Source organism: Candidatus Coxiella mudrowiae (assembly GCA_001077715.1).
In the GTDB taxonomy this organism is placed as follows: Bacteria; Pseudomonadota; Gammaproteobacteria; order Coxiellales; family Coxiellaceae; genus Coxiella; species Coxiella mudrowiae.
Genome location: CP011126.1, coordinates 676,779 through 697,953 on the forward strand (window position 1 = coordinate 676,779; position 21,175 = coordinate 697,953).

Genomic DNA, 21,175 nt, shown 5'->3' on the forward strand with positions numbered 1-21,175 from the left:
CGGAGTTTTGATGAGCACGGCTTAAAGGAAGCCATAACCGTCCGTGACTTGGGTTATAATTGTTACCTTCGGCGAAGCCTAATAAGGGAATAAGCAAGGCTATAATAAACTTAAAAGTGTTGGATTATAGGCTCTTTTGGCGCATGTGAAACTCCGCTAGGATGTTCGATTTGGCTTATATAAAGTATAAATGCCAAAATCTAGCATTGGATTATTTTTGCCAAGGGGCTTGAGTGGCTATGGTATTTAGTGTTCAATATGCCCCCTTAACTATATGAAATTACTGCGAGAGTGGCGGAATTGGTAGACGCGTTGGATTTAGGTTCCAGTAGGTAATCCCTGTGAGAGTTCGAGTCTCTCCTCTCGCACCACTGAACCTCTCTTAAAATTGTCTGGTTGAGTAAGGCCTTGCTAAAAATCGACGAGACTTAGCTCCTCATAGTAGAATTTCAAGACAGGTTCGAGAAGAAAATAGGCAAAGGTTTTATGTCATCAATAGAAAAGGTTGGGGGATTGAAACAGCGTTTGACGGTCACAGTCCCAGCCGAAGATATCGAGAAAGCTTATCAAAGCAGGCTTAAAAAGGTTACCCAAACGGCAAAATTGCCTAAATTTCGACCCGGAAAAGCGCCTCTTAAGAACGTGGAGCGGCGGCTTGGCAAGTCTATTCTCCAAGAGGTAGTGGGGGAGCTTGTTGTAGATACTCTGAGGAGGGCTGTTGAAGAAAATCACTTACACATTGCTGGTAAGCCTAAAGTGGAGCTCGGACAAGTATTACGAGGACAGCCTCTTAAATATGTCGTTAATTATGAAATTTATCCCGAAATTACCCTCAATACGCTCGAAGGTGAAAAGATAGAACGGTTAAACATAAACGTGTCCGAAAAGGACGTGGCTAACATGATTGAATCATTGCGTACTCAGTCCGCCGAATGGAAAGAAGCGGATCGAGCAGCAAAATCTGGAGACCGGGTTATCATCGATTTTGAGGGCACTCTTGATGGTAAAGCCTTTGAAGGCAGAAGTGCTAAAGAGTTTCCATTAGAGCTGGGTTCCCATCGCATGATTCCTGGCTTTGAAGAAGGAATTGAAGGAATAAAGCCGGGCGAGACCAAAGCCATCGACGTCACTTTTCCGACGGAATACCCAAGCGAAAATCTGGCAGGTAAAGCAGCTACCTTTATGATAAAGCTGCATAAAGTGTTAGAGCCTGAACTTCCCACCTTCGATGATAAGTTCGTCGAAAAGCTCGGTATTAAAGAGGGGGGTGTAGAGGCGCTCCGAGCAAAGGTGAAGGAAAATATCGAAAAAGAAGTTCACCGTTACGCTGAAAATAACTTGAAAATGACGGTCTTAGATAAATTGGTTGAGCGTAATCCCATTGAGGTACCCGAAGTGTTGGTTGAGGCAGAAATTGAGCACCTCCAAAATATGACTCGTCAACAAATTGCAAGCCAGATGGGCAAAACCGACGAAGCCAAAAAATTAGAACTGCCACGGGAGCCTTACCTTGAGCGAGCAAAAAAACGCGTGGTATTAGGTTTATTGCTTGGTGAAGTAATCAAACAACACGATATCCAGGCAGACTCTGCGCAAATCAGGTCACGGATTGAGGAAATAGCAGCTGCTTATCCCAAGCCCGAGGAAGTGGTTTCCTGGTATTATAATAAAAAGATGCTTGCCGAGGTCGAATCGGTTGTTCTCGAAGATCAAGCAGTAGCGGTGCTATTGAACCAGCTTGAAGTTGAAGAACGAGACGTAACTTATGAGGAAGCAGTCCAACAAGCACAACAAGGTGATTGATGATGAGTGTCTTAATTCCCATGGTGGTTGAGCAAACGTCGCGAGGCGAACGAGCTTATGATATCTATTCACGTCTTCTAAAGGAACGAATTATTTTTCTAATTGACCAGATTGAAGATCACATGGCCAATTTAGCCATCGCACAAATGCTTTTTTTAGAATCGGAAAATCCCTTTAAGGAAATCAATCTTTATATAAATTCTCCTGGAGGTTCGGTGAGTTCAGCAATGGCAATTTATGACACCATGCAATTTGTAAAACCTGATGTACGTACTTTATGTTTTGGACAAGCCGCCAGTGCTGGTGCCTTGCTTCTTGCCTCAGGGGCTCATGGAAAAAGACAATGCTTGCCGAATTCTTTGGTGATGATTCACCAGGTATTAGGCGGATATCAAGGTCAAGGTACTGACATTCAAATTCATGCCAAACAAACCAAGCGAGTCAGTGACCAGCTGACGGAAATTTTGGCCAAACATACGGGAAAAAGTTTCGAGAAAATTGAAAGAGACACGAACCGCGATTATTTCTTAACGCCGGAAGAGGCTTTGGAGTATGGCTTAATTGATTCGATAGTGACAGAACGACCCTAGCATTGAAATAAGTAATTTTGATCCCCATTTTCAGAAGAGGTAGTGAGGTAAGTAAATGAGTGAAGAAAAACCACAAGTTTTATATTGTTCGTTCTGTGGCAAAAGTCAGCATCAAGTTCGCAAATTAATCGCAGGTCCCGCTGTTTTCGTATGTAACGAATGCGTAGATTTATGTAATGACATCATTCGTGAAGAAGAAATTGCTCATGCTGTTGAGGTTCAGAAAAAACTTCCAACACCATCAGAAATTCATCGATTATTGGATGAATACGTCGTTGGTCAAGACTTCGCTAAGAAAGTATTAGCTGTTGCCGTGTACAATCATTACAAACGATTGAGTTCGCACACTAAAAAGGACGATGGTGTTGAAATTAACAAAAGTAATATTCTTTTGATTGGTCCAACTGGTTCCGGAAAAACTTTATTAGCGCAAACATTAGCTAAAATATTAAATGTTCCTTTTGCTATTGCAGATGCAACTACATTGACCGAAGCGGGATATGTGGGCGAGGACGTTGAAAATATTGTTCAAAAACTATTACAAAAATGCAATTACGATGTCGAAAAAGCAAAAACGGGGATTATTTATATTGACGAAATCGATAAAATTGCTCGTAAAACAGATAGTCCCTCATTGACTCGCGATGTTTCGGGCGAAGGAGTGCAGCAAGCTTTATTGAAATTAATCGAAGGTACGGTTGCTTCTATTCCTCCTCAAGGTGGCCGAAAACATCCGCAGCAAGAATATTTGCGAGTAGATACGTCCAACATTTTATTCATTTGCGGAGGAGCATTTGTTGATTTGCATAAAATTATTCAGCATCGTACGGATAAAAGTGGTATTGGTTTTGCTGCGGAGGTACGTTCGAAAGACGATTCCACAAATACTTCAGAATTAATTAAGCAAACGGAACCGGAGGATTTAATTAAATTTGGTTTAATTCCGGAATTTGTTGGACGGCTGCCTGTTATCGCCACTTTGGAAGAATTGAATGAAGATGCTTTAATTCGTATTTTAACAGAACCGAAAAATGCGTTGGCTAAGCAGTATCATAAATTGTTTGAATTGGAGAGTGTGCAAATTGATTTTCGTAAAGATGCTTTGCGGCAAATTGCTAAGCGAGCGATTCAGCGAAAAACAGGGGCGCGTGGATTACGCTCCATTGTTGAACACACTCTACTGGATTTGATGTACGAGCTTCCAACCGTCGTTGGTTTGAAGAAAGTCGTAATCGATGGAGGTGTTATTAATCAAACTTCGCCGCCGTTATTTATTTGTGATAAAGAAAAAATTCCTCGTAAGGTGGCTCAAGAATAATAAGGGATACGACATGGTAGAAGCAGCAGTCGAGAAATTGGAATTACCATTATTACCATTGCGTGATGTCGTGGTATTCCCCCATATGGTGATTCCTTTATTTGTGGGTCGGGCTGAATCGGTCAAAGCGTTGAAAATGGCCATGTCGCAGGATAAGCGGGTTTTTCTAGTCGCCCAAAAGGATGCTAATAATGACTCGCCGGGGCAAAAAGATCTTTATGAAATAGGAACGATTGCTACTGTCTTGCAATTATTACAATTGCCGGATGGTACTGTTAAAGTGTTAGTGGAAGGCTCAGAGCGGACTAGACTCATTCATTTAGAAAAAAAAGAAAATTATCTACAGGTTGAAATTAAACTCTTACAAGAAGAAGGCACAGAAGGCGGCGATAAAACGGAGCTGCAAGCGTTGGCTCGTGCCGTCCTTGATCAATTTGAGCAATTAGTAAAAATAAGTAAAAAAATTCCTCCGGAACTTTTGCCCTCTTTAGCAAGTATTGATGATCCTGGCCGTTTGGCTGACAGTATTGCAGCCCACATGACAATTAAATTAGATTCCCGTCAAAAGATTCTCGAAATTCTCTCTGTTAAAGAACGATTGGAAGTTTTACAAAAAGTTTTAGCTCAAGAATTGGATTTAGTTGAAGTTGAAAAACGAGTTCAAGGCCGAGTTCGGCAACAGGTGGAAAAAAGTCAGCGCCAGTATTACTTAAGTGAAAAAATAAAAGCCATTCAACAAGAGTTAGGTGAATTAGAAGAAGGTAGCCCTGTTGATGAGCAACACCAATTGCTCGAAAAGATTGAAAAAGCTGGGATGCCTTTAGAAGCTAGAGAAAAGGCAGTGGCTGAATTGAATAAATTAAAAATGATGCCGCCGATGTCGGCGGAAGCTACGGTTAGCCGCAATTATCTGGATTGGTTGCTTCAAGTTCCTTGGAAAAAGCGCACCAAAATCAGCAAAGATTTGAAGCTCGCCGAAGAAATTTTAGAAGCAGATCATTATGGATTAGAAGAAGTTAAACAACGAATTTTGGAATATTTAGCCGTACAACAGCGCGTGCGAAAATTAAAAGGCCCTATTTTATGCTTAGTTGGACCGCCTGGAGTAGGTAAAACTTCATTAGGACAATCAATCGCAAATGCGACAGGCCGTAAATTTGTTCGCATTTCCTTAGGAGGTATCCGAGATGAAGCTGAAATTCGTGGCCATCGTCGAACTTATATTGGCGCTCTTCCTGGAAAGATCATTCAAAAGATGGCAAAAGCTGGTGTTCGAAATCCATTATTCATGCTAGATGAAGTAGATAAAATGGCATCGGATTTTAGAGGCGATCCTGCCGCTGCTCTTTTAGAAGTTCTGGATCCGGAACAAAACCACGCTTTTAGCGACCATTATCTGGAAGTGGATTATGATCTTTTGGATGTTATGTTCATTGCCACAGCAAATTCTCTTAATATCCTCCCGCCATTGTTAGACAGGATGGAAGTCATTCGACTAGCCGGCTATACAGAAGAAGAAAAGTTGAATATCGCTAAACGTTATTTAATTCCACGTCAGCTTGAGTTAACGGGATTAAAACGAAAAGAAATGCTTATTTCTGATGGTGCGATTTATGAAATTATTCGGTATTACACGCGGGAAGCTGGGGTTCGAGGTCTGGAAAGAGAAATCGCAAAATTGTGTCGAAAAGTCGTTAAAGAAATTTTGACAGCGAAAGAAAAATTAAAACGAGCTAAAAAGGAAAAGCCCATCAAGCAGCGTCAAATAACCGTCCGCAATTTAGGAAAATATTTAGGTGTAAAACGTTATCGTTTTGGATTGGCTGAGGAAAAAGACCAAATTGGGCAAGTGACCGGTTTAGCTTGGACAGAATTTGGAGGAGAGCTTTTAACAATAGAAGCTCAAGTAATCCCTGGAAAAGGTAAATTCTTACATACCGGGCGCTTAGGAAATGTCATGCAAGAGTCAATTCACGCAGCCACTACGGTGGTACGGAGTCGCTCAACTGGATTGGGTGTTCCGGATGATTATTTCCAAGTGCATGATTTTCATATTCACGTTCCTGAGGGCGCCACACCAAAAGATGGCCCAAGTGCTGGTATTGGGATGTGCACCGCTCTAGTTTCAGCAATTACGCGAATTCCCGTACGATCTGATATTGCTATGACAGGTGAAATCACTTTGCGTGGTGAAGTACTTCCCATTGGAGGATTAAAAGAAAAATTGTTAGCTGCGCTCCGAGGTAATATAAAACATGTGATCATTCCTGAGGACAATAAACGAGATTTAAAGGAGATACCGGCCATCGTGACTCATGGTTTAAAAATCCACCCCGTAAAATGGATTGATCAAGTATTTGAATTAGCTCTGACTCATATCCCCGAAGTGGAAGCTCCTGTCAAAACTTCTCCGTTGAAAACATCAAGCAAAATCTGTAAGGAAGATCGACGGACTCAAACGCATTAATTATTGTTTATTTTCATGGCCAACAATCAGGAAAAATTACAATTCGATATCTTGCGTCTTTTAGATCGTGCAAAAAAGCGAGTGGATCAAGTTGAAATTAGTGCAGGTATCGAAACGGGTTTTTCAGTAGATGTTCGTCTGGGGGCTGTAGAAACCGTCGAGCATCATCGTGAGAATTCTCTTGATATTACAATTTATCATCAACAACGTACAGGTAGTGCGAGCACTTCGGATTTATCTTTTGAAGCGATGGAAACTGCTTTTGATAAAGCTTGTACTATTGCCCAATTTACTCAGGAAGATCCCTATGCCGGATTAGCAGACGTCGCGGACATGGCCTTGGATTATCCCAATTTGACGCTTTATCACCCCTGGCAAATTACCCCTAAAGAAGCTATTGAACTCGCCATAGAATGTGAAACCGTTGCGCGAAAATATGATCCTCGAATCAAAAATTCCGATGGCGCTACGGTGAATACGTATGATTCTTTTAGAATTTATGCGAATTCTCACGGATTTTTAGGTCACTATCCTTCGACCATTCATAGTATGAGTTGCAGTTTGGTTGCTGAACAAAACAACCAAATGCAGCGCGATCATGATTACACTTTGGCCCGTAGTTCCGATAAATTGTTGCCAATTAATCTTATTGCTCAACACGTAGCAGAAAAGACAATTCGTCGATTAGGAGCTAGAAAAATAACGACACGTCGCTGTCCTATTATTTTTGATGCACCTGTGGCCAAAGGAATGTGGCGATCCTTAATTTCGGCTATTCAAGGCAGTAATTTATACCGTGACGCTTCTTTTTTATGTGGCCAATTACATCAGCAGATCTTTCCTAAATTCATTACTATTTATCAGGAGCCGCATTTGCCCGGCGAAATTGGCAGCGCACCTTTTGATGAAAATGGCGTTAAAACTCGAAAAATAAATTATGTAGAAAATGGAGTGTTAACTAATTATATTTTAGACGCATACTCGGCAAGAAAATTAGGAATGAAGACTACGGGAAACGCGGAAGGAGTTTTTAATTTATTTATAACCGCTGGTGATAAGGACTTAATCGATTTATTTAAAGAAATGCAAACAGGCTTGTTTGTTACGGACTTGATGGGCCAAGGTGTTAACTTATTAACGGGAAATTATTCGCGTGGGGCTTTTGGCTATTGGATTGAAAATGGTGAAATTCAATATCCCGTCGAAGAAATTACTATTTCGGGTAATTTGAAAGAAATGTTTAAACAAATCCAAGTGGCCGCTAACGATATCGATCCCCGTAGCAGCATCAAGACCGGATCAATCTTAATAGAGCAGATGACCGTCGCAGGGGAATGATCTTCTAATCTCCATAAAATAGGGTGGATTAGTTAGTGCCGCTAGGCACGTAATCCCCTCTCTTTGTCTCCAAAATTGTTTTAACTAATTAATTTTTAATAAATTTTATAACGCCGTCAATAAGAAAACCTTAACTTTTCTCTGTTACACTAAATCATATCCCTCTGATGAGATCCGATAATGAAAAAAATCAGAGCTTCAAAAGTTACTTTCCCACTATGACCACCAAAAGGGCTGGAGAAGAAGAATCCTTGGAGAGCGCCTCCAGAAATTTTCGCATTAAAAGCGTTTTGTGAGACCCCAGAATATCAAAATTTAGCGGATGATGACGAAGTTTTATATGCACGTTTCCGCTTGATTCTTCGAGAAGACTAGACAACAAATTACGGATAGTTTTCTTGGCAGAACAAATTTATCTAGAAAAAGTAAAGCAAGCTCCAGATTGTTTGTGTAATGGAAGTCAGAAATTCCAGCAATTAAAAATACGGAAACTTTTTATTATCAAACTCCCATTGAGGATATCCCATTGGGAAACTACCTCATTTTAGATGGCTATGCTTTCGATGTGGAGGAGTTGGAAGCCTATGCAAGTGTGTCATCAAATAAATTATACATTAATTAATCGTCATATTACAGATCCTGGAGTTGATAAATCATTTCCAGATCTGTCAAAAGAAAAATTAAGGAATTATCCTATTCTTGGCGAATTCGCAAGAGCTTTAGATAAATCAATTAAGTGATCAAAAAGCTAATATCATTAAACTGGAGACAGTGATCGCTGTATATCAAATGCTTATTGGGATTAACAAGCTTTTTCATAATCACAAAGACGATAATGTTGTTGCTGCTGCACGAGAACGTCAACTTGAGCATGATTCTGATCGAATGCAAGGTGGAATTAAAGTTTCAGCAAGTATTGGCGTTCAGCGGAAGTTTCAGAATCATGCAGTAACTCTTAGCCCTCAAGAACAAGAAGCTTTAGATAAATATTTAATTCGCATCCCCCATTTATAGGGGGCGGGGCCTATATTACCGCCGGTGTCATTTGCTTGGGCTTTAGTAGGTGGTGATCATCAATGCATTCAGATCTTGCAATTTTATTTATGGTGTTTTGTTTTAGATTTTTATCCTAATCTTCGGATAGAAGAGCAAGCATCACCTTCGAGCAAGCATCACCTTCGAGCAAGCATCACCTTCTGTCCCTTTAGGCTAGCAATTCGGGAAAACACCAAGGCAAAAAAGCGGGTTAGAGAGAGGATCTGCTTCATTCAGCAGAAGAACGAGCTTTTAATAAATTTATCCTCAGAGTTAATTTTTGCTTTTATCAACAATTATTAGGGATCCTAATTAGTAATCGGTTAAATTCTAAGCAGCTAATACCACTGCTTAGTGTGAGTAATTCCCTTATGAGATTTGCTCAAAGACGAAGGATAGATTTTCAATCAACCATAGCCCATAACCAAATTCCAGCATTTTATATGGCATTATTAACGCTAGGAGTGCGATTAATTCAAAATTCAGAAAATGCACATCTGGGAAGATGTGGTTATTGGGCCGCTCGCTACAGTAATCCGAATGATGGCCTCCTTAAGGGATGGCCTTCCTTACGGGGTGTGGGAAATCGTCTTTATGATTACCGTTCTCAATTTTGGAGGGGTGTAAGCAACGATGCCGTTTACAAGATCATCAGATCTATAATGCGCTTAATGAAGCAGTGCAAACACAGGGAGGAATGAAAGCGATAGATGAGCTGCCAGAAAAGCACCGAGAGTAATTAGAGTAAGATAAGAGCTTTCACCTGTATCAAATTAATAGTGATTCATGTATTCGCTTCTTATTCTTCTTCCCGCGCGCAGTGTAAAATAGCACGTCAAATACGTGCTATTTTAGGAGATTCCTCTCGCTGACGCTCGGGATCACGTGTTCTCTCTCGAGGGTGATGTGTGCTCTCTCTCGGGATAACGTACTCTCTTGGGATGATGTGCTCGGATAGGGTGCCGACCAAATCCATTCATAAAAGTTTCAGTGCCTGTCTGGAAGTAGTTAATGCTTACTCTTCCTCACCGAACTTGTTATTAATTAATTCTTCAATCGCTGCGGCAGATTCTTTCTCATCATCCCCGGTGACGGTAAGCTCGATTTCGGAGCCGCAGTTGACGGCGAGCACCATAAGGCACATGAGACTTTTGGCATTGACTTCACGATCGTTGTAACGGACTAAGGTTTCGCTTTGGTAACGAGAGGCGAGATTAGTGAGTTTTATAGCAGCTCGAGCATGTAAGCCTAGCTTATTAATAATTTTTAGGTTTTTTCGGATCATTATTTTTTCTCATTTGAAACCGTTATTAAAATTAACACTGGAATCATAGCCTTCTTTTTTCAAGACTTGATTGCGTACCAGCGTTTCAATTAGAAGGGGCAAGTTTCTTCCTGCATAAACAGGAAGTATTATTTTAGGGAGGATTACTCCTAAAATTGTTTCCTCTTCGCAGACAGGATTAAGGGGATCCACAATCTCAAGTTTATCCTTAGGCTTGATTAAGGTAATTATTAAACTAATTTCATAGTGAGAAATAATTGCATCGGTTCCGAAGAGCTTAGAGACATCGAGCATTCCAACATCTGAAATTAAAATATAACCGCAGGCAACGGCAGGACAATTACCAATTAATTGATTATGTTGGTAGACAACATCAACCATATCATCACAAATCATTTGGTGACCACGATCTAGCAAAGCGAGAGTTAATTCGCTTTTGCCAATATTGGGTTCACCCATAATTAAAACGCCTAATTTATCAATGACAAGAAAATTGGCATGTAAGGATGTGGGTGTGCAGTTAGTAGAAAGCCCCGAAGTCATTTCGGCGCTTGGATAGGGTGACATTATCGGTGATCGCCTTTTTTAGCTTTGTATTTTGCTAATTGTATTTGCAATTTTTGGATTAAAAGGTCGACCGTTTTATACATATCCTCAGATTCCGCCTGAGCGTTAATTTTGCTGCCCGGTAATTGGAGATTGGCATCTGCAATCTGACGAATTTTATTGACATGAAAGGTAATATGGATATTAGTGATTTCATCAAAACAGGGATGTAATCGCTTTAATTTTTTTTCAGTAAGTCCACGTAAGGCTGGTGAAATATGTAAGCCATGACCTGTCATTTGAATTTGCATAGTACACCTCCTTTTTTATTATTAACATTTTAATTTTTTGTAAATCATTTGGGTTCTTAGATAATTCTATAAATCAAATTCATTTCCCAAATAAACTTCGCGTACGCTTTGGTTGTTTAATATTTCCTGGGACGTTCCTGTGGCGATAATACTCCCTTCATTAACAATATAGGCGCGCTCGCAAATATTCAGTGTTTCCCGAACATTGTGATCTGTAATTAAAATTCCAATACCACGTTCCCGTAAATGAATAATAATTCTTTTGATATCAAGAACCGAAATGGGGTCAATACCGGCGAAAGGTTCGTCGAGTAAAATAAATTTAGGATCCATAGCTAAAGCACGTGCGATTTCCACACGGCGTTTTTCTCCGCCTGATAAGCTGTATCCTGGGATATCTCGCAAATGCTCAACATGAAATTCTTGGAGTAAAGATTCACATTTCTCTTTGCGCTGCTGCTTGGATAAATCTTTACGAAGCTCAAGGATAGCCATGATATTGTTAGCTACTGATAATTTTCTGAAAATAGAGGTTTCTTGAGGTAAATAACCTATTCCCAACCGGGCGCGTTTATGCATAGGATAGAAGCTAATGTTTTCCTGATCTAAGAAAACCTCACCGCTATCTGCGGTAACTAAACCTACCATCATGTAAAAACTCGTAGTTTTACCTGCCCCATTGGGACCCAAAAGTCCTATAATCTGGTTGCTGATGGATAGCGAAACATCTTTCACCACTCGGCGCGATTTGTATTTTTTTTGTAATTGTTTGGCGCTTAAAGTTGGCATGGCTATTACGGTTCAACCACCATTGTCGTAGTGTTTTTTTCGCCCAGATTGATGGAAATCACGGTTTGTTTTTTTAATATCATACCAGATATGCGGCTCAGTTAAGATATTTTGATTTTGAGTTACCCGAGCATTTTTAATTAACACCACCTGAGCTTTGGGAGGATAATAAATGATCGTATTAGCTTCTGCATAGAGGCGAGCTTTATCTGTATTGGGAAGGGTGGTGTATAATGGAGGTGGGACCACCAATGACGAGAATCCGAGCGATTCGATTTGTAAGGGGATTGTTATAGACGATTTTGTCTCTAAAAAATTGGGTAGGCCCCTGGGGGGGGTATACACATGCTCTTTGTAAATAGTGATGTGATCGGAACGTTGGTAAATGATCTCGCTAGCCCGGACATGGTAAGGTTTAAATTGATCACTAGAGAGGAGACTCGAGGTCAGAGTCGGAATGCCGAGTAATAAAGCCTATTCATTATTCTCAGAATCTCTATTATTTCTTTATCGTTTTTTAGGGTGGTTGGCGTTCGCTTCATAAACACCTCGAGAATGTGAAAGTAAATGAATGAGACCTTTTTTTAGATCGGCGGTCATGCCTGTAGCTTTCAGCAAGGAGTCGGGACGAACAATGGTAACAGGTTGATCTGTTTGAGCAAAAGAGCGACGGGGAAAGATAGTCATATCCTGGGTGGTAATTGTAGTTTCTACTTCCATTGCTTGAGAGGGTTCGTGAATTTTTACGTGGTCCCACAAATAAATCCATTCAATTCCATTTTGGCTTTTACCGTGATCAGCATGAATAGTCCAAGGCACATGTTGAGAAGTGTAAATAAGGTAGTGAGGCGAGGTGAGACGAGAAGAATTTTTATAGGGGAAGTGAACGATAAAGGGGGAAACTAAATGGCTGTGTAAGTCACCCTGATCATCATATTGATAATAATCGACCTCACGCATAAAAGTATTGGGTTGATGGTCTAATTGTTGCTTTAGAAGCTTTTCGTGAGGAAGGGAGTTGGGGAACATCAGTGCCGTTGTAAGACAAGCGAGAACGATTAAAATTAAGCTAAACCCGACATTTTTATTCATGGCTGATTTGAAGGGAGAATTAAATCACAAACTTCACGCACAGCTCCTTCTCCACCGCGTTTTGTCGTACTCCAATGCGCTGATGAATGAACGGCGGGTACCGCATTGGCAACCGCAATCGCTAAGCCGACTCTCTGCATTATGGACAAATCAGGCAAGTCATCACCCACGTAAGCCACTTCTTTTTCCTCCAGTTGTAATTGAGAAAGCAATTCCTCATAAGGAATGCGCTTGTCACGTTCACCTTGAAAGACGTGTGAAATGCCTAACTCTTTCGCTCGTCGAAAGACGGCTTGATTTTCTCGACTGCTTATAATCGCCACCTCAACACCCGCCTGCAACAAGCGTTTGATTCCAAGTCCATCTTGGACATGAAAAACTTTTAACACCTCTCCATCGGTGCTATACCAGAGCCGGCCATCCGTGAGCACTCCATCCACATCAAGGATTAAGAGCTTGATGTACCGAAATTTATCGAGTGAGACTACTTCCATGCGCCCTAAATAACCCCCGCGCGTAAAAGATCATGCATATGGATGACACCCAAGGGGTAACGCTCTTCATCGGTAACGACAAGTGAAGTGATTTTATGTTCATGCATAACTTTGAGTGCTTCGGCCGCTAAAAGTTTCGGACGAATAGTAATCCCATTTTTAGACATAACTTCTTTGATTGGTGTCCGGTGAATATCGTAACCTTTGTCTAATGTGCGACGCAGATCGCCATCTGTGAAAACCCCTACTAAACGACCATTGTCGCCAATAACAGCCGTCATCCCCAAGCTCTTTTTAGTAATTTCGACCAAAGCCTCATCTAACATACAATCCGGTTTTACCGCCGGGATGTGATCTTTAGTATGCATAAGGTCATCGATGTGAAGCAAAAGGCGTCTTCCTAAGGCGCCTCCCGGATGGACCCGGGCGAAATCGTTTGCCGTGAAACCCCGAGCTTCAAGAAGTGCAATTGCTAAGGCATCTCCCATAACTAAAGTGGCCGTAGTACTAGAAGTAGGTGCTAGCCCCAGGGGGCACGCTTCTTGCTGAACACTGACATCGATGACCGTATCAGCAGTACGGGCTAAACTGGATTGAAGTTTGCCCGTGAAAGTGAGAAGGGGGATGCCTAATCTTTTGATTGTAGAAAGAATATTAATAATTTCAGGAGTCTCGCCTGAATAAGAAATCGCCAGGGCGACATCTTCTCCAGTAATCATACCAATATCGCCGTGGCTGGCTTCTCCGGGGTGAACATAAAATGAAGGGGTCCCTGTGCTGGCAAGGGTGGCGGAAATTTTTCGAGCAATGTGCCCAGATTTGCCCATTCCTAAGACAACCACCCGTCCTTTGGAAGCTAGGATGGTTTTACATGCTGTGGCAAAGTCTTTGTTAATGCGCTCTTGTAAGAATTGGATTGCTCGCAATTCTGTAGCAATGACGGCTTTTCCAAGCGTGTAAAATTTCTCACTGTCGCCCATAAGAAAAATACTAATGAATCACTGTATGAGTTTCGGTATTATAGGCAAAGTTATAACATGAATCACGGTGTTTATGAGTGTTGTTATTGCACGTAATTTAAGTTATTCCAGAAAGAATAATCTCATCTTCAACAAAATTAATTTCGAAATTGCCCGCGGGAAGGTGACGGCAATCATGGGGCCGAGTGGAAGTGGTAAAACAACTTTATTGCGATTATTGAGTGGGCAAATTAAGCCTTTTGAAGGAAGTCTTGAGGTTAATGGAATAAACAGCCTTTCTCTATCCCGTTCCAAATTAAATCAATTACGCCGAAAAATGGGCGTGTTATTTCAGCAAGGAGCGCTTTTTACAGATTTGAATGTATTTGAAAATGTGGCCTTCCCTTTGCGTGAACATACTAATCTGCCGGACGATATGATTCGAGATTTAGTTTTAATGAAATTAGAGTCAGTGGGATTGCGTGGGGCTACTTCTCTCTTCGTCAATCAATTGTCTGGAGGGATGATTCAACGAGTGGCTTTAGCTCGAGCAATTATGCTCGATCCTGAATTAATGTTGTATGATGAGCCTTTTTCAGGGCAAGACCCGATTAATCGTGGTATTTTGCTGAGATTAATTCGTAAATTAAATAAAGCATTAGGTATGACTAGCGTCCTCGTTTCTCATGATTTTATGGAAGTAACCGCCATTTCAGATTACATTTATGTAATTGCCGGTGGAAAGATTATTGGCAGCGGGTCTTCTGAAGTAATTAAAACGGCGCAAGACCCTCAAATCCGACAATTCGTGAATGGTTTTGCAGATGGTCCAGTTCACTTTCGTTATCCTGCATCCGATTATCGCCAGGATTTATTGTTGTGATTGTTCGAATTCAATCTTTGGGCCACTTGGGTATTGAGTATTGTCGGCGTATCGGGCAATCGGGATTTTTTTTATTGCAAGTAATCGTGCAACGTCCGCGTTGGTTAAGAATTTGGCCTTTATTAGCTGTTCAATTGTATCGCGTAGGTGTGCTGTCTTTAGCTGTTGTTTTATTATCGGCTTTATTTATTGGGATGGTTGTCTCTTTGCAAGGCTATCATATTTTGCAAAAATTTGGCGCGTTGCAGGAGTTGGGACAATTATTAGCCTTGACCATCATTCGAGAATTAGGCCCTGTTATCACAGCTCTATTGTTTGCTGGTCGTGCTGGTTCGGCTTTAACGGCTGAGATTGGTCTTATGCGAGCTACGGATCAATTGGAATGCATGGAAACAATGGGAGTGGATCCGCTTTGGCGGGTAATTGCGCCGCGGTTTTTGGCAGGATTAATTGCCTTACCGCTTTTAACACTCTTATTTAATCTAACGTCTATTTATGGTGGTCATTTAGTGGTTGTTGGTTGGATTGGGTTGAACAATAATTTCTTTTGGTCGAACATGCAGGCGGTAGTAAGTTTTCGTGGCGATATTTTGAATGGTGTGATTAAGAGTATGGTTTTTGCACTGATTATTACTTGGATCGCGCTGTATCAAGGATATTATTCAGAACCGAATGCTGCGGGAATGAGTCGAGCAACGACAAAAACAGTAGTTTATTCGTCCACAATAGTATTAGCTTTAGATTTTATTTTGACGGCTCTGATGATGGGGGGCTGGTAATTTGAGTAATCGAACGATTGAATTTATGGTTGGCCTTTTTATGATTGCGGGGTTTTTAGCGTTAATAGCTTTGGCATTTAAAACAAGTGGATTAAAATCCCTAGGCGAAGAAAATTATTATGTTATCAAAACTGAGTTTGACAACATCGGTGGTTTAAAGGTTCGTGCGCCGGTAATGATTTCCGGTGTTACTGTAGGGCAAGTAATGAAAATTACCTTAGACAGGAACAACTTTCAGGCTTTGGTCGTTCTGCAAATCAATAAAAAGATAAATAACTTGCCCGCAGATACCTCAGCGACGATATTAACTCAAGGATTATTCGGAGCGAATTATATTGAATTGATGCCGGGTTTTGCATCAGTCAATTTAAAAAATAATGATTGGATTAAAACCACTCATTCCGCACTAATCTTAGAAAATTTAATTGGTCAATTTATTTATAATTTTAAAAAATAATCTTTAATTTTTTATTCTGTAACAACGGTAGAGCAATATGAGAATAATTAAGCGATTATTAGAAGAATCTATGGTAATTTTTTTGAAAAAATTAATTAAAAATGCTATTTTTATTATATTACTATTCTTTTGCAGTTTTGCCTCGGCGAGTACCTCTCCTCTTATTTCCTTACAAGATATTGCGAACAAGATGATTTCTGAATTACAGCAGCATCAATCCCAATTAAAGAATAATCCACAACTGATTAATCAGATCGTTAATCAACAATTGATTCCCCATATTGATGTGGATCGAATGGCTGGCTCTGTCATTGGTCGTCATTATTGGCAAACAGCCACCCTTGCGCAACGCAAATTGTTTATTCGGGAATTTGAAAAAATGGTCGTTTCTACTTATTCAATGGCACTCAGTTTTTATGATGAAGACCAAATCAAGTTTCGTCCACTGCAGTCCAGGGTAGCCAATCAAAAGGAAGTAAATGTGGAGAGCGTAATCCTCCGGCGAAATGGTCAACGAATTCCCATTAGCTATAATTTAGTTAACAATGGACGCCAATGGAAGGTCTATGATTTCAGCATTGAGGGAATCAGTTTGGTACAAAGTTACCGCTCCCAATTTTCAGGAATACTTGCTCAGGGAGGACTCGCCGCCTTATTGAAACGCTTGGTTGCCAACAACCGGAGATTTTAATGACATCAAACGTGTTTAAGGTTAGTGGCGCAATCACTTTTGAGACAGCATTGGCCTTGCGGAAAAGGGGTGATCGCTGGATTGAAAAAGAGAAAGACATTTTGGTTGATTTTCAAGCCGTGGATCAATGTAATAGTGCTGGATTGGCTGTCATGACGGCGTGGTTACGCCAGGCAAAACGACTTAATAAATCTGTTGGATTTATTAAGATCCCCAGTTCGTTGCGGGTGATCGCTGCCGTTTGTGGGATGACAGAGATTTTAGGGATCAAATAAAGCCATATGGACAAATTAATTATTGTAGGCGGTGTGCCTTTAAATGGCGCCATACGCATATCAGGGGCAAAAAATGCTGTTTTGCCAATTTTAGCAGCCACGCTATTGATTGGAGAGCCAGTTATCTTAAGTAATATTCCCCACCTCAATGACGTGACTACTATGATTGAATTGTTAGGTCGGATGGGGGCGCAAATTACCATTGACGAACGTATGAGTATCGAAGTGGATTGTTCGATTATTCAGAATGTTCATGCTTCTTATGAATTGGTAAAGACTATGCGTGCCTCCATTCTCGTTCTAGGGCCTTTATTAGCTCGCTATGGAGAAGCAGAAGTTTCTTTGCCTGGGGGATGTGCCATTGGTTCTCGGCCTGTGGATGTTCACATCGATGGGATGCAAGTGTTGGGTGCCAATGTGAAATTAGTGGATGGTTTTATTCGAGCTAACGTAGACGGACGTTTAAAAGGTACGGAATTGAATTTAGGCAAAATTACAGTGACAGGGACAGAAAATCTCATTATGGCAGCAAGCTTGGCGGAAGGTCAAACCATCATCCATAATGCGGCTTGTGAGCCTGAAGTTCAGGATTTGGCCAATTTTTTGAATAAGATGGGTGCGCGAATTTTCGGAGCTGGGACAGACACCATCGTTATCGATGGCGTTGATCGCTTATCGGGAGGGCATTACCATGTTTTACCCGACCGAATAGAAGCAGGAACCTACTTGGTTGCCGCAGCGATGACACGAGGGCATGTCCGAATCAAAGACGTCCTACCAAAAACCTTGGGGGTTATCTTGGAAAAACTCCACGAGGCGGGAGCGCGGATTAAAATTGGAGATGATTGGATCGACCTTGATATGGAAGGGCGACGACCCAAAGCGGTCGATGTTAATACGGCTCCTTATCCTGAAATGCCTACTGATATGCAGGCTCAATTTATGGCACTTAATGTGATTGCTCAAGGTAATGCTGTTATAACCGAAACTGTTTTTGAAAATCGATTTATGCATGTGCACGAGTTGCGCCGAATGGGGGCCGATATTAAATTGCAAGGCAGCAAAGCCTTCATTCGCGGGAAAGAAAAATTAACCGGTGTGCCGGTTATGGCAACAGATTTACGTGCTTCAGCTGGGTTAGTTTTAGCGGGCCTCATGGCACGAGGCAATACCATAGTCGATCGGATTTATCATATTGACCGAGGCTATGAATGTATCGAAGAAAAGCTAGCACAATTGGGAGCAGAAATTCGTCGTGTTTCTTCCCATGTGTATGCGATAGAAGATGCTGCTCAAAGAGGACGGTTATAATAATTCTTATTGAAAAGGATGTTCCTGAGGGAACCCCATTAATTTTCTTATCCATCCCGGTAATGTAAATCTTTGTTGAAGCGCTGCGTCAATAGAGTATTTTCCTATGCCTATGCCTAGTACAGCAGCGAAACTTATATAGTAATACGCTCCTCCCTATACATCACAGGGTATTCCCACCCACCACCTGGATTGTCCCAGATAAACCCAAGATGAAAGTGTTTTCCTAAAACAGTTGCGATTAGGAGGTAAAGAGGAGGTAAAGAGGAGGAGGTAAAGAGTAATTCCGATGGAGCCAAGACGGGTGAAAAATCCAAGTCCGATGGCTATAGTGCCTCTGAGCTCGCAAAGCCCTGCTAAAGTTACAATAAAATTAGGATCTGCGATTGATTTCTAGATCAATGAAAGCTTTTACATTTGCACGAAACGAGATCGGTCCAGCGAATAATTTTTCTGCAAAATGACCAATTAAGTTGTAACCAATATAGAGGTGAACAAAAGTCAAGTGCTATTCAAAGGCATTAAGTCGGATGGGAATTCCGTAAGGAAACTTCTGACTTACCTCGAAATGAATGACATTTTGATAGGCGGTATTTTGATAGGCGGTATAAAAAAATAAAATTATTAGAAGTAAAAAAACTAAGGAGGATTGGTGTGGCTGAAATAAATAAATTATTTATTCCTAGAATTCGAATTACTGTAAGAATAAAAAATACAGCAAGCGAAAATCCCACGCGCGGGGATTTATAAGTTAGCGTTAAAAAAACAACGGCTAACACGTTCCATAGCAAAAAAAAAGCAAATGCCATCTACAAAAAAAAGGTAAAAGAAGGTAAATAAAAATATTATAATTAAAGTAATAAGGGTGAGTAACCAGGCTATACTAATTATTACTAATTATTCCAGAATAAAAATTCTTAAACATTTTGTTTTCCTCGAGCTCGTGAAGCGAACAACGTTAAGGCAGACCCAAAGAAAATTAAATTGATACCCACGAATAATCCTATTGTCCAAGTATAATATTGGGTCAAGCCGGTCCAAATGGCAAAAGAAAGAATCAAAGCGATGATGCCGCTGACTAAAAGCCATTTCCAATGTTTATTTTTTCTCGAATATGAAGAGAAAGTGCGACTTTCGGTAATCCCCTTATCGGTGATAAAGTAAGCACAACAAGTCTGGAGATTATTAGGGCGCCTAACAGAGTGAAGGCAAAAGAACGAAAAATACTGGCGATTTGATTGTGCATAAGTCCAATAGGCGCATAGATGGCAGCGAGAGTAATTTTCATAGCGATCACCGCGAAAGTAATCTCTTTGCTTCCTTTCGATCGTTGCTATTAGGGGTTTTCACCACTCTCAATATGGCGATAAATTTTTCTAACATGACAATAGCATCATCAACCACTAATCCAATGGATAACACCAAAGCAAGTAGAGTAATGACATTAATGCTAAGGCCGAATAAATACATGGCGCCAAAAGAGACAATTAAACAGATGAGGATAGTAGGAGCAATAGGCAAAATGACTGTGCATAAACGTCCCAAGAACAAAAAAAGATGATGAAAATTAAACATAAAATGGCCATGCCAATAGAAAGATATACTTCATGAACAGATTCGTTCATGTAAGTAGAAATATCGAAGGAGGGAACGATTTCCATCCCTTGCGGTAATTGTGGTTTCAGTTGTGTGAGTAATTGATTAACGTTCTTTGCTGCTTCAATAGGGTTAGCATCGGTGGTATTGTTTATGCTCAGTAATACACCAGGCTTGCCATTAAGCGTTACAATACTTTAGTCTGAATATGTCATCGCCTAATTTTGCTTCCCCCGATGTCTTTAACGCGAATAAGATAGCTATTGCTATTTTTTACAATATAATATTATTAATATTAAATTCATTGGCGGTATGGAGTTTAGTTTCGGCCGTAATGGGGTAATTAATAGAAGTTCCCTTAATTTTGCCGGTCGGAAGCTCAATATTGCTGTTTTAAATGGCTGCTTGAACATCATTAACGCTCAATCCCAGCGCCGCCATTTTTTTTCGGAATCCAACCAAATGTGGATGGCATATTGATTGGCGCCTGCTACCTCTACGTCAGTAATTCCCGATATTTGTTCGATTTTTTGAACGCTCTCTCATTGAATGCGCTAAATCCCACGTCCATTAAACTCGTATTGCTCCAACCCACTTAACAACGGGGGCACTAACGCTGCTTGGCAATTGTGAACGGGCTTGTTCGACTTTATCGCGTATTTGGTTAGCAATTTGATAAAAGTCAGAGCCGGATTTTAAGGTCAATTGGACGAAGCTTTCGCCTTAAAAGCTTTGGGATATCATATTATCAATACCTTGAATGCCACTAATCCCTTCTTCCAGTGGAGTGGTGATGCTTGATTCAACTAATTTTGCATTAGTGCCCAGGTAAGAGGTCGTAATATTGATAATATTTTTTTCGAATTTGGAAAAAACGGATGTTGAGACTATTAAATCCCATTATCCCAATTACAGAGGACAAGATAATACTAGCGCGAGGACCGGTCGTTTAATACAGATTTTGGGAGAGATTCATTGGACAATCTTCACTCTTTCCTCGTTGTTAATTTGATCCTGCCCGTGGTAATAATTTGGTCGCCTTTCCCTAACCCCGAAATAATTTGCACCTTTCAATAAGGGTGTGCGCGCTACTTTTACCGGCACTGAAACCGCTTTGTTTTATTTAACTTCGAAGACGTAGTAGCCATTTAGGCTC

Annotated in this window: 24 protein-coding genes, 1 tRNA gene and 1 pseudogene; 14 read left to right on the forward strand and 12 right to left on the reverse strand. The window is 40.7% G+C overall.

Annotation, left to right across the window (positions count from 1 at the left end):
* Positions 1 to 285 precede the first annotated feature (285 nt).
* From CleRt_RS03310 to CleRt_RS09975, 8 genes are all read left to right on the forward strand, one after another.
* Positions 286 to 371: transfer RNA gene (locus CleRt_RS03310), tRNA-Leu, on the forward strand.
* A gap of 100 nt (positions 372 to 471) precedes the next feature.
* Positions 472 to 1,803, forward strand: a complete 1,332-nt coding sequence (tig, locus tag CleRt_RS03315; RefSeq protein ID WP_306686815.1) for a trigger factor — start codon at positions 472 to 474, stop codon at positions 1,801 to 1,803.
* Between the two features lie 2 nt (positions 1,804 to 1,805).
* On the forward strand, positions 1,806 to 2,393 hold the full coding sequence (clpP, locus tag CleRt_RS03320) for an ATP-dependent Clp endopeptidase proteolytic subunit ClpP (protein ID WP_048875772.1): 588 nt from the start codon (positions 1,806 to 1,808) through the stop codon (positions 2,391 to 2,393).
* A gap of 55 nt (positions 2,394 to 2,448) precedes the next feature.
* Entirely contained in the window at positions 2,449 to 3,711 is a 1,263-nt protein-coding gene (clpX, locus tag CleRt_RS03325; RefSeq protein WP_048875083.1) for an ATP-dependent Clp protease ATP-binding subunit ClpX, read from the forward strand.
* Positions 3,712 to 3,724: 13 nt separating this feature from the next.
* Complete coding sequence (gene lon, locus CleRt_RS03330) at positions 3,725 to 6,178, forward strand: endopeptidase La (RefSeq protein WP_048875084.1); 2,454 nt, start codon at positions 3,725 to 3,727, stop codon at positions 6,176 to 6,178.
* A 3-nt stretch (positions 6,179 to 6,181) separates the two neighbouring features.
* Entirely contained in the window at positions 6,182 to 7,516 is a 1,335-nt protein-coding gene (gene pmbA / locus CleRt_RS03335; protein ID WP_235379168.1) for a metalloprotease PmbA, read from the forward strand.
* Positions 7,517 to 8,305: 789 nt separating this feature from the next.
* The gene (locus CleRt_RS03340) at positions 8,306 to 8,530 is read left to right on the forward strand and encodes a hypothetical protein (RefSeq protein ID WP_157870818.1); all 225 of its coding nucleotides are present in this window, start codon (positions 8,306 to 8,308) and stop codon (positions 8,528 to 8,530) included.
* Between the two features lie 510 nt (positions 8,531 to 9,040).
* On the forward strand, positions 9,041 to 9,178 hold the full coding sequence (locus CleRt_RS09975; protein ID WP_157870819.1) for a hypothetical protein: 138 nt from the start codon (positions 9,041 to 9,043) through the stop codon (positions 9,176 to 9,178).
* A gap of 388 nt (positions 9,179 to 9,566) precedes the next feature.
* Here the strand turns inward: CleRt_RS09975 and CleRt_RS03345 are convergent, their stop codons facing one another.
* The 8 genes from CleRt_RS03345 to CleRt_RS03380 all read right to left on the reverse strand — a co-directional run bounded on the left by CleRt_RS03345 (position 9,567) and on the right by CleRt_RS03380 (position 14,048).
* Positions 9,567 to 9,836 carry an HPr family phosphocarrier protein gene (locus CleRt_RS03345; protein WP_048875086.1) on the reverse strand — a complete coding sequence of 90 codons (270 nt, stop codon included), beginning with the start codon at positions 9,834 to 9,836 and terminating at the stop codon, positions 9,567 to 9,569.
* Between the two features lie 9 nt (positions 9,837 to 9,845).
* The gene (locus tag CleRt_RS03350) at positions 9,846 to 10,403 is read right to left on the reverse strand and encodes an HPr kinase/phosphorylase (protein WP_235379169.1); all 558 of its coding nucleotides are present in this window, start codon (positions 10,401 to 10,403) and stop codon (positions 9,846 to 9,848) included.
* Complete coding sequence (gene hpf / locus CleRt_RS03355; RefSeq protein ID WP_048875087.1) at positions 10,403 to 10,693, reverse strand: ribosome hibernation-promoting factor, HPF/YfiA family; 291 nt, start codon at positions 10,691 to 10,693, stop codon at positions 10,403 to 10,405. Before hpf ends, CleRt_RS03350 begins: the two co-directional genes overlap by 1 nt.
* Before the next feature lie 66 nt (positions 10,694 to 10,759).
* On the reverse strand, positions 10,760 to 11,482 hold the full coding sequence (gene lptB / locus CleRt_RS03360) for an LPS export ABC transporter ATP-binding protein (protein WP_048875088.1): 723 nt from the start codon (positions 11,480 to 11,482) through the stop codon (positions 10,760 to 10,762).
* Between the two features lie 12 nt (positions 11,483 to 11,494).
* Positions 11,495 to 11,731, reverse strand: a complete 237-nt coding sequence (locus CleRt_RS11595; protein ID WP_235379170.1) for an LptA/OstA family protein — start codon at positions 11,729 to 11,731, stop codon at positions 11,495 to 11,497.
* Positions 11,732 to 11,989: 258 nt separating this feature from the next.
* Entirely contained in the window at positions 11,990 to 12,574 is a 585-nt protein-coding gene (gene lptC, locus CleRt_RS03370) for an LPS export ABC transporter periplasmic protein LptC (RefSeq protein WP_048875089.1), read from the reverse strand.
* A complete protein-coding gene (locus CleRt_RS03375) occupies positions 12,571 to 13,068 on the reverse strand; it encodes a KdsC family phosphatase (RefSeq protein ID WP_048875090.1) in 498 nt (165 codons plus the stop codon). Before CleRt_RS03375 ends, lptC begins: the two co-directional genes overlap by 4 nt.
* A gap of 5 nt (positions 13,069 to 13,073) precedes the next feature.
* Positions 13,074 to 14,048, reverse strand: coding sequence for a KpsF/GutQ family sugar-phosphate isomerase (locus tag CleRt_RS03380; protein ID WP_048875091.1), 975 nt, complete (start codon positions 14,046 to 14,048; stop codon positions 13,074 to 13,076).
* A 73-nt stretch (positions 14,049 to 14,121) separates the two neighbouring features.
* Between CleRt_RS03380 and CleRt_RS03385 the strand changes: the two genes are divergently transcribed.
* From CleRt_RS03385 to murA, 6 genes are read left to right on the forward strand one after another with little or no spacing between them, the layout of a single operon-like run.
* Positions 14,122 to 14,910, forward strand: a complete 789-nt coding sequence (locus CleRt_RS03385) for an ATP-binding cassette domain-containing protein (protein ID WP_048875092.1) — start codon at positions 14,122 to 14,124, stop codon at positions 14,908 to 14,910.
* The gene (gene mlaE / locus CleRt_RS03390) at positions 14,907 to 15,689 is read left to right on the forward strand and encodes a lipid asymmetry maintenance ABC transporter permease subunit MlaE (protein WP_048875093.1); all 783 of its coding nucleotides are present in this window, start codon (positions 14,907 to 14,909) and stop codon (positions 15,687 to 15,689) included. The genes CleRt_RS03385 and mlaE overlap by 4 nt, the downstream gene beginning before the upstream one ends.
* A gap of 1 nt (position 15,690) precedes the next feature.
* Positions 15,691 to 16,146 (forward strand): outer membrane lipid asymmetry maintenance protein MlaD, encoded by a 456-nt coding sequence (gene mlaD / locus CleRt_RS03395; protein ID WP_157870820.1) that lies wholly within the window; start codon positions 15,691 to 15,693, stop codon positions 16,144 to 16,146.
* Between the two features lie 37 nt (positions 16,147 to 16,183).
* Positions 16,184 to 16,837 carry an MlaC/ttg2D family ABC transporter substrate-binding protein gene (locus CleRt_RS03400; RefSeq protein ID WP_048875094.1) on the forward strand — a complete coding sequence of 218 codons (654 nt, stop codon included), beginning with the start codon at positions 16,184 to 16,186 and terminating at the stop codon, positions 16,835 to 16,837.
* Positions 16,837 to 17,112: an STAS domain-containing protein gene (locus CleRt_RS03405; RefSeq protein ID WP_048875095.1), complete on the forward strand. Its 276-nt coding sequence runs from the start codon at positions 16,837 to 16,839 to the stop codon at positions 17,110 to 17,112. The genes CleRt_RS03400 and CleRt_RS03405 overlap by 1 nt, the downstream gene beginning before the upstream one ends.
* A 6-nt stretch (positions 17,113 to 17,118) precedes the next feature.
* On the forward strand, positions 17,119 to 18,423 hold the full coding sequence (gene murA, locus CleRt_RS03410; protein ID WP_048875096.1) for a UDP-N-acetylglucosamine 1-carboxyvinyltransferase: 1,305 nt from the start codon (positions 17,119 to 17,121) through the stop codon (positions 18,421 to 18,423).
* 156 nt (positions 18,424 to 18,579) lie between these two features.
* Here murA and CleRt_RS13180 read toward each other — a convergent pair whose 3' ends face one another.
* The 4 genes and pseudogenes from CleRt_RS13180 to CleRt_RS13185 all read right to left on the reverse strand — a co-directional run bounded on the left by CleRt_RS13180 (position 18,580) and on the right by CleRt_RS13185 (position 20,910).
* On the reverse strand, positions 18,580 to 18,810 hold the full coding sequence (locus CleRt_RS13180; RefSeq protein WP_306686816.1) for a DoxX family protein: 231 nt from the start codon (positions 18,808 to 18,810) through the stop codon (positions 18,580 to 18,582).
* A gap of 691 nt (positions 18,811 to 19,501) precedes the next feature.
* Positions 19,502 to 19,998 (reverse strand): annotated as a pseudogene (locus CleRt_RS11600) (efflux RND transporter permease subunit).
* A complete protein-coding gene (locus CleRt_RS11605; protein ID WP_306686817.1) occupies positions 19,911 to 20,213 on the reverse strand; it encodes an efflux RND transporter permease subunit in 303 nt (100 codons plus the stop codon). Before CleRt_RS11605 ends, CleRt_RS11600 begins: the two are co-directional and overlap by 88 nt.
* A 529-nt stretch (positions 20,214 to 20,742) precedes the next feature.
* Entirely contained in the window at positions 20,743 to 20,910 is a 168-nt protein-coding gene (locus CleRt_RS13185) for an efflux RND transporter permease subunit (RefSeq protein WP_306686818.1), read from the reverse strand.
* Between the last annotated feature and the right edge of the window lie 265 nt (positions 20,911 to 21,175).

Bases quoted from the DNA above. Each gene is read 5' to 3' on its own strand.
- clpP (WP_048875772.1), top strand. From the start codon at position 1,806: ATGAGTGTCTTAATTCCCATGGTGGTTGAGCAAACGTCGCGAGGCGAA.
- clpX (WP_048875083.1), top strand. From the start codon at position 2,449: ATGAGTGAAGAAAAACCACAAGTTTTATATTGTTCGTTCTGTGGCAAA.
- lon (WP_048875084.1), top strand. From the start codon at position 3,725: ATGGTAGAAGCAGCAGTCGAGAAATTGGAATTACCATTATTACCATTG.
- CleRt_RS03340 (WP_157870818.1), top strand. From the start codon at position 8,306: ATGCTTATTGGGATTAACAAGCTTTTTCATAATCACAAAGACGATAAT.
- CleRt_RS09975 (WP_157870819.1), top strand. From the start codon at position 9,041: ATGCACATCTGGGAAGATGTGGTTATTGGGCCGCTCGCTACAGTAATC.
- CleRt_RS03345 (WP_048875086.1), bottom strand. From the start codon at position 9,836: ATGATCCGAAAAAACCTAAAAATTATTAATAAGCTAGGCTTACATGCT.
- CleRt_RS03350 (WP_235379169.1), bottom strand. From the start codon at position 10,403: ATGTCACCCTATCCAAGCGCCGAAATGACTTCGGGGCTTTCTACTAAC.
- hpf (WP_048875087.1), bottom strand. From the start codon at position 10,693: ATGCAAATTCAAATGACAGGTCATGGCTTACATATTTCACCAGCCTTA.
- lptB (WP_048875088.1), bottom strand. From the start codon at position 11,482: ATGCCAACTTTAAGCGCCAAACAATTACAAAAAAAATACAAATCGCGC.
- lptC (WP_048875089.1), bottom strand. From the start codon at position 12,574: ATGAATAAAAATGTCGGGTTTAGCTTAATTTTAATCGTTCTCGCTTGT.
- CleRt_RS03375 (WP_048875090.1), bottom strand. From the start codon at position 13,068: ATGGAAGTAGTCTCACTCGATAAATTTCGGTACATCAAGCTCTTAATC.
- CleRt_RS03380 (WP_048875091.1), bottom strand. From the start codon at position 14,048: ATGGGCGACAGTGAGAAATTTTACACGCTTGGAAAAGCCGTCATTGCT.
- CleRt_RS03385 (WP_048875092.1), top strand. From the start codon at position 14,122: ATGAGTGTTGTTATTGCACGTAATTTAAGTTATTCCAGAAAGAATAAT.
- CleRt_RS03400 (WP_048875094.1), top strand. From the start codon at position 16,184: ATGAGAATAATTAAGCGATTATTAGAAGAATCTATGGTAATTTTTTTG.
- CleRt_RS03405 (WP_048875095.1), top strand. From the start codon at position 16,837: ATGACATCAAACGTGTTTAAGGTTAGTGGCGCAATCACTTTTGAGACA.
- murA (WP_048875096.1), top strand. From the start codon at position 17,119: ATGGACAAATTAATTATTGTAGGCGGTGTGCCTTTAAATGGCGCCATA.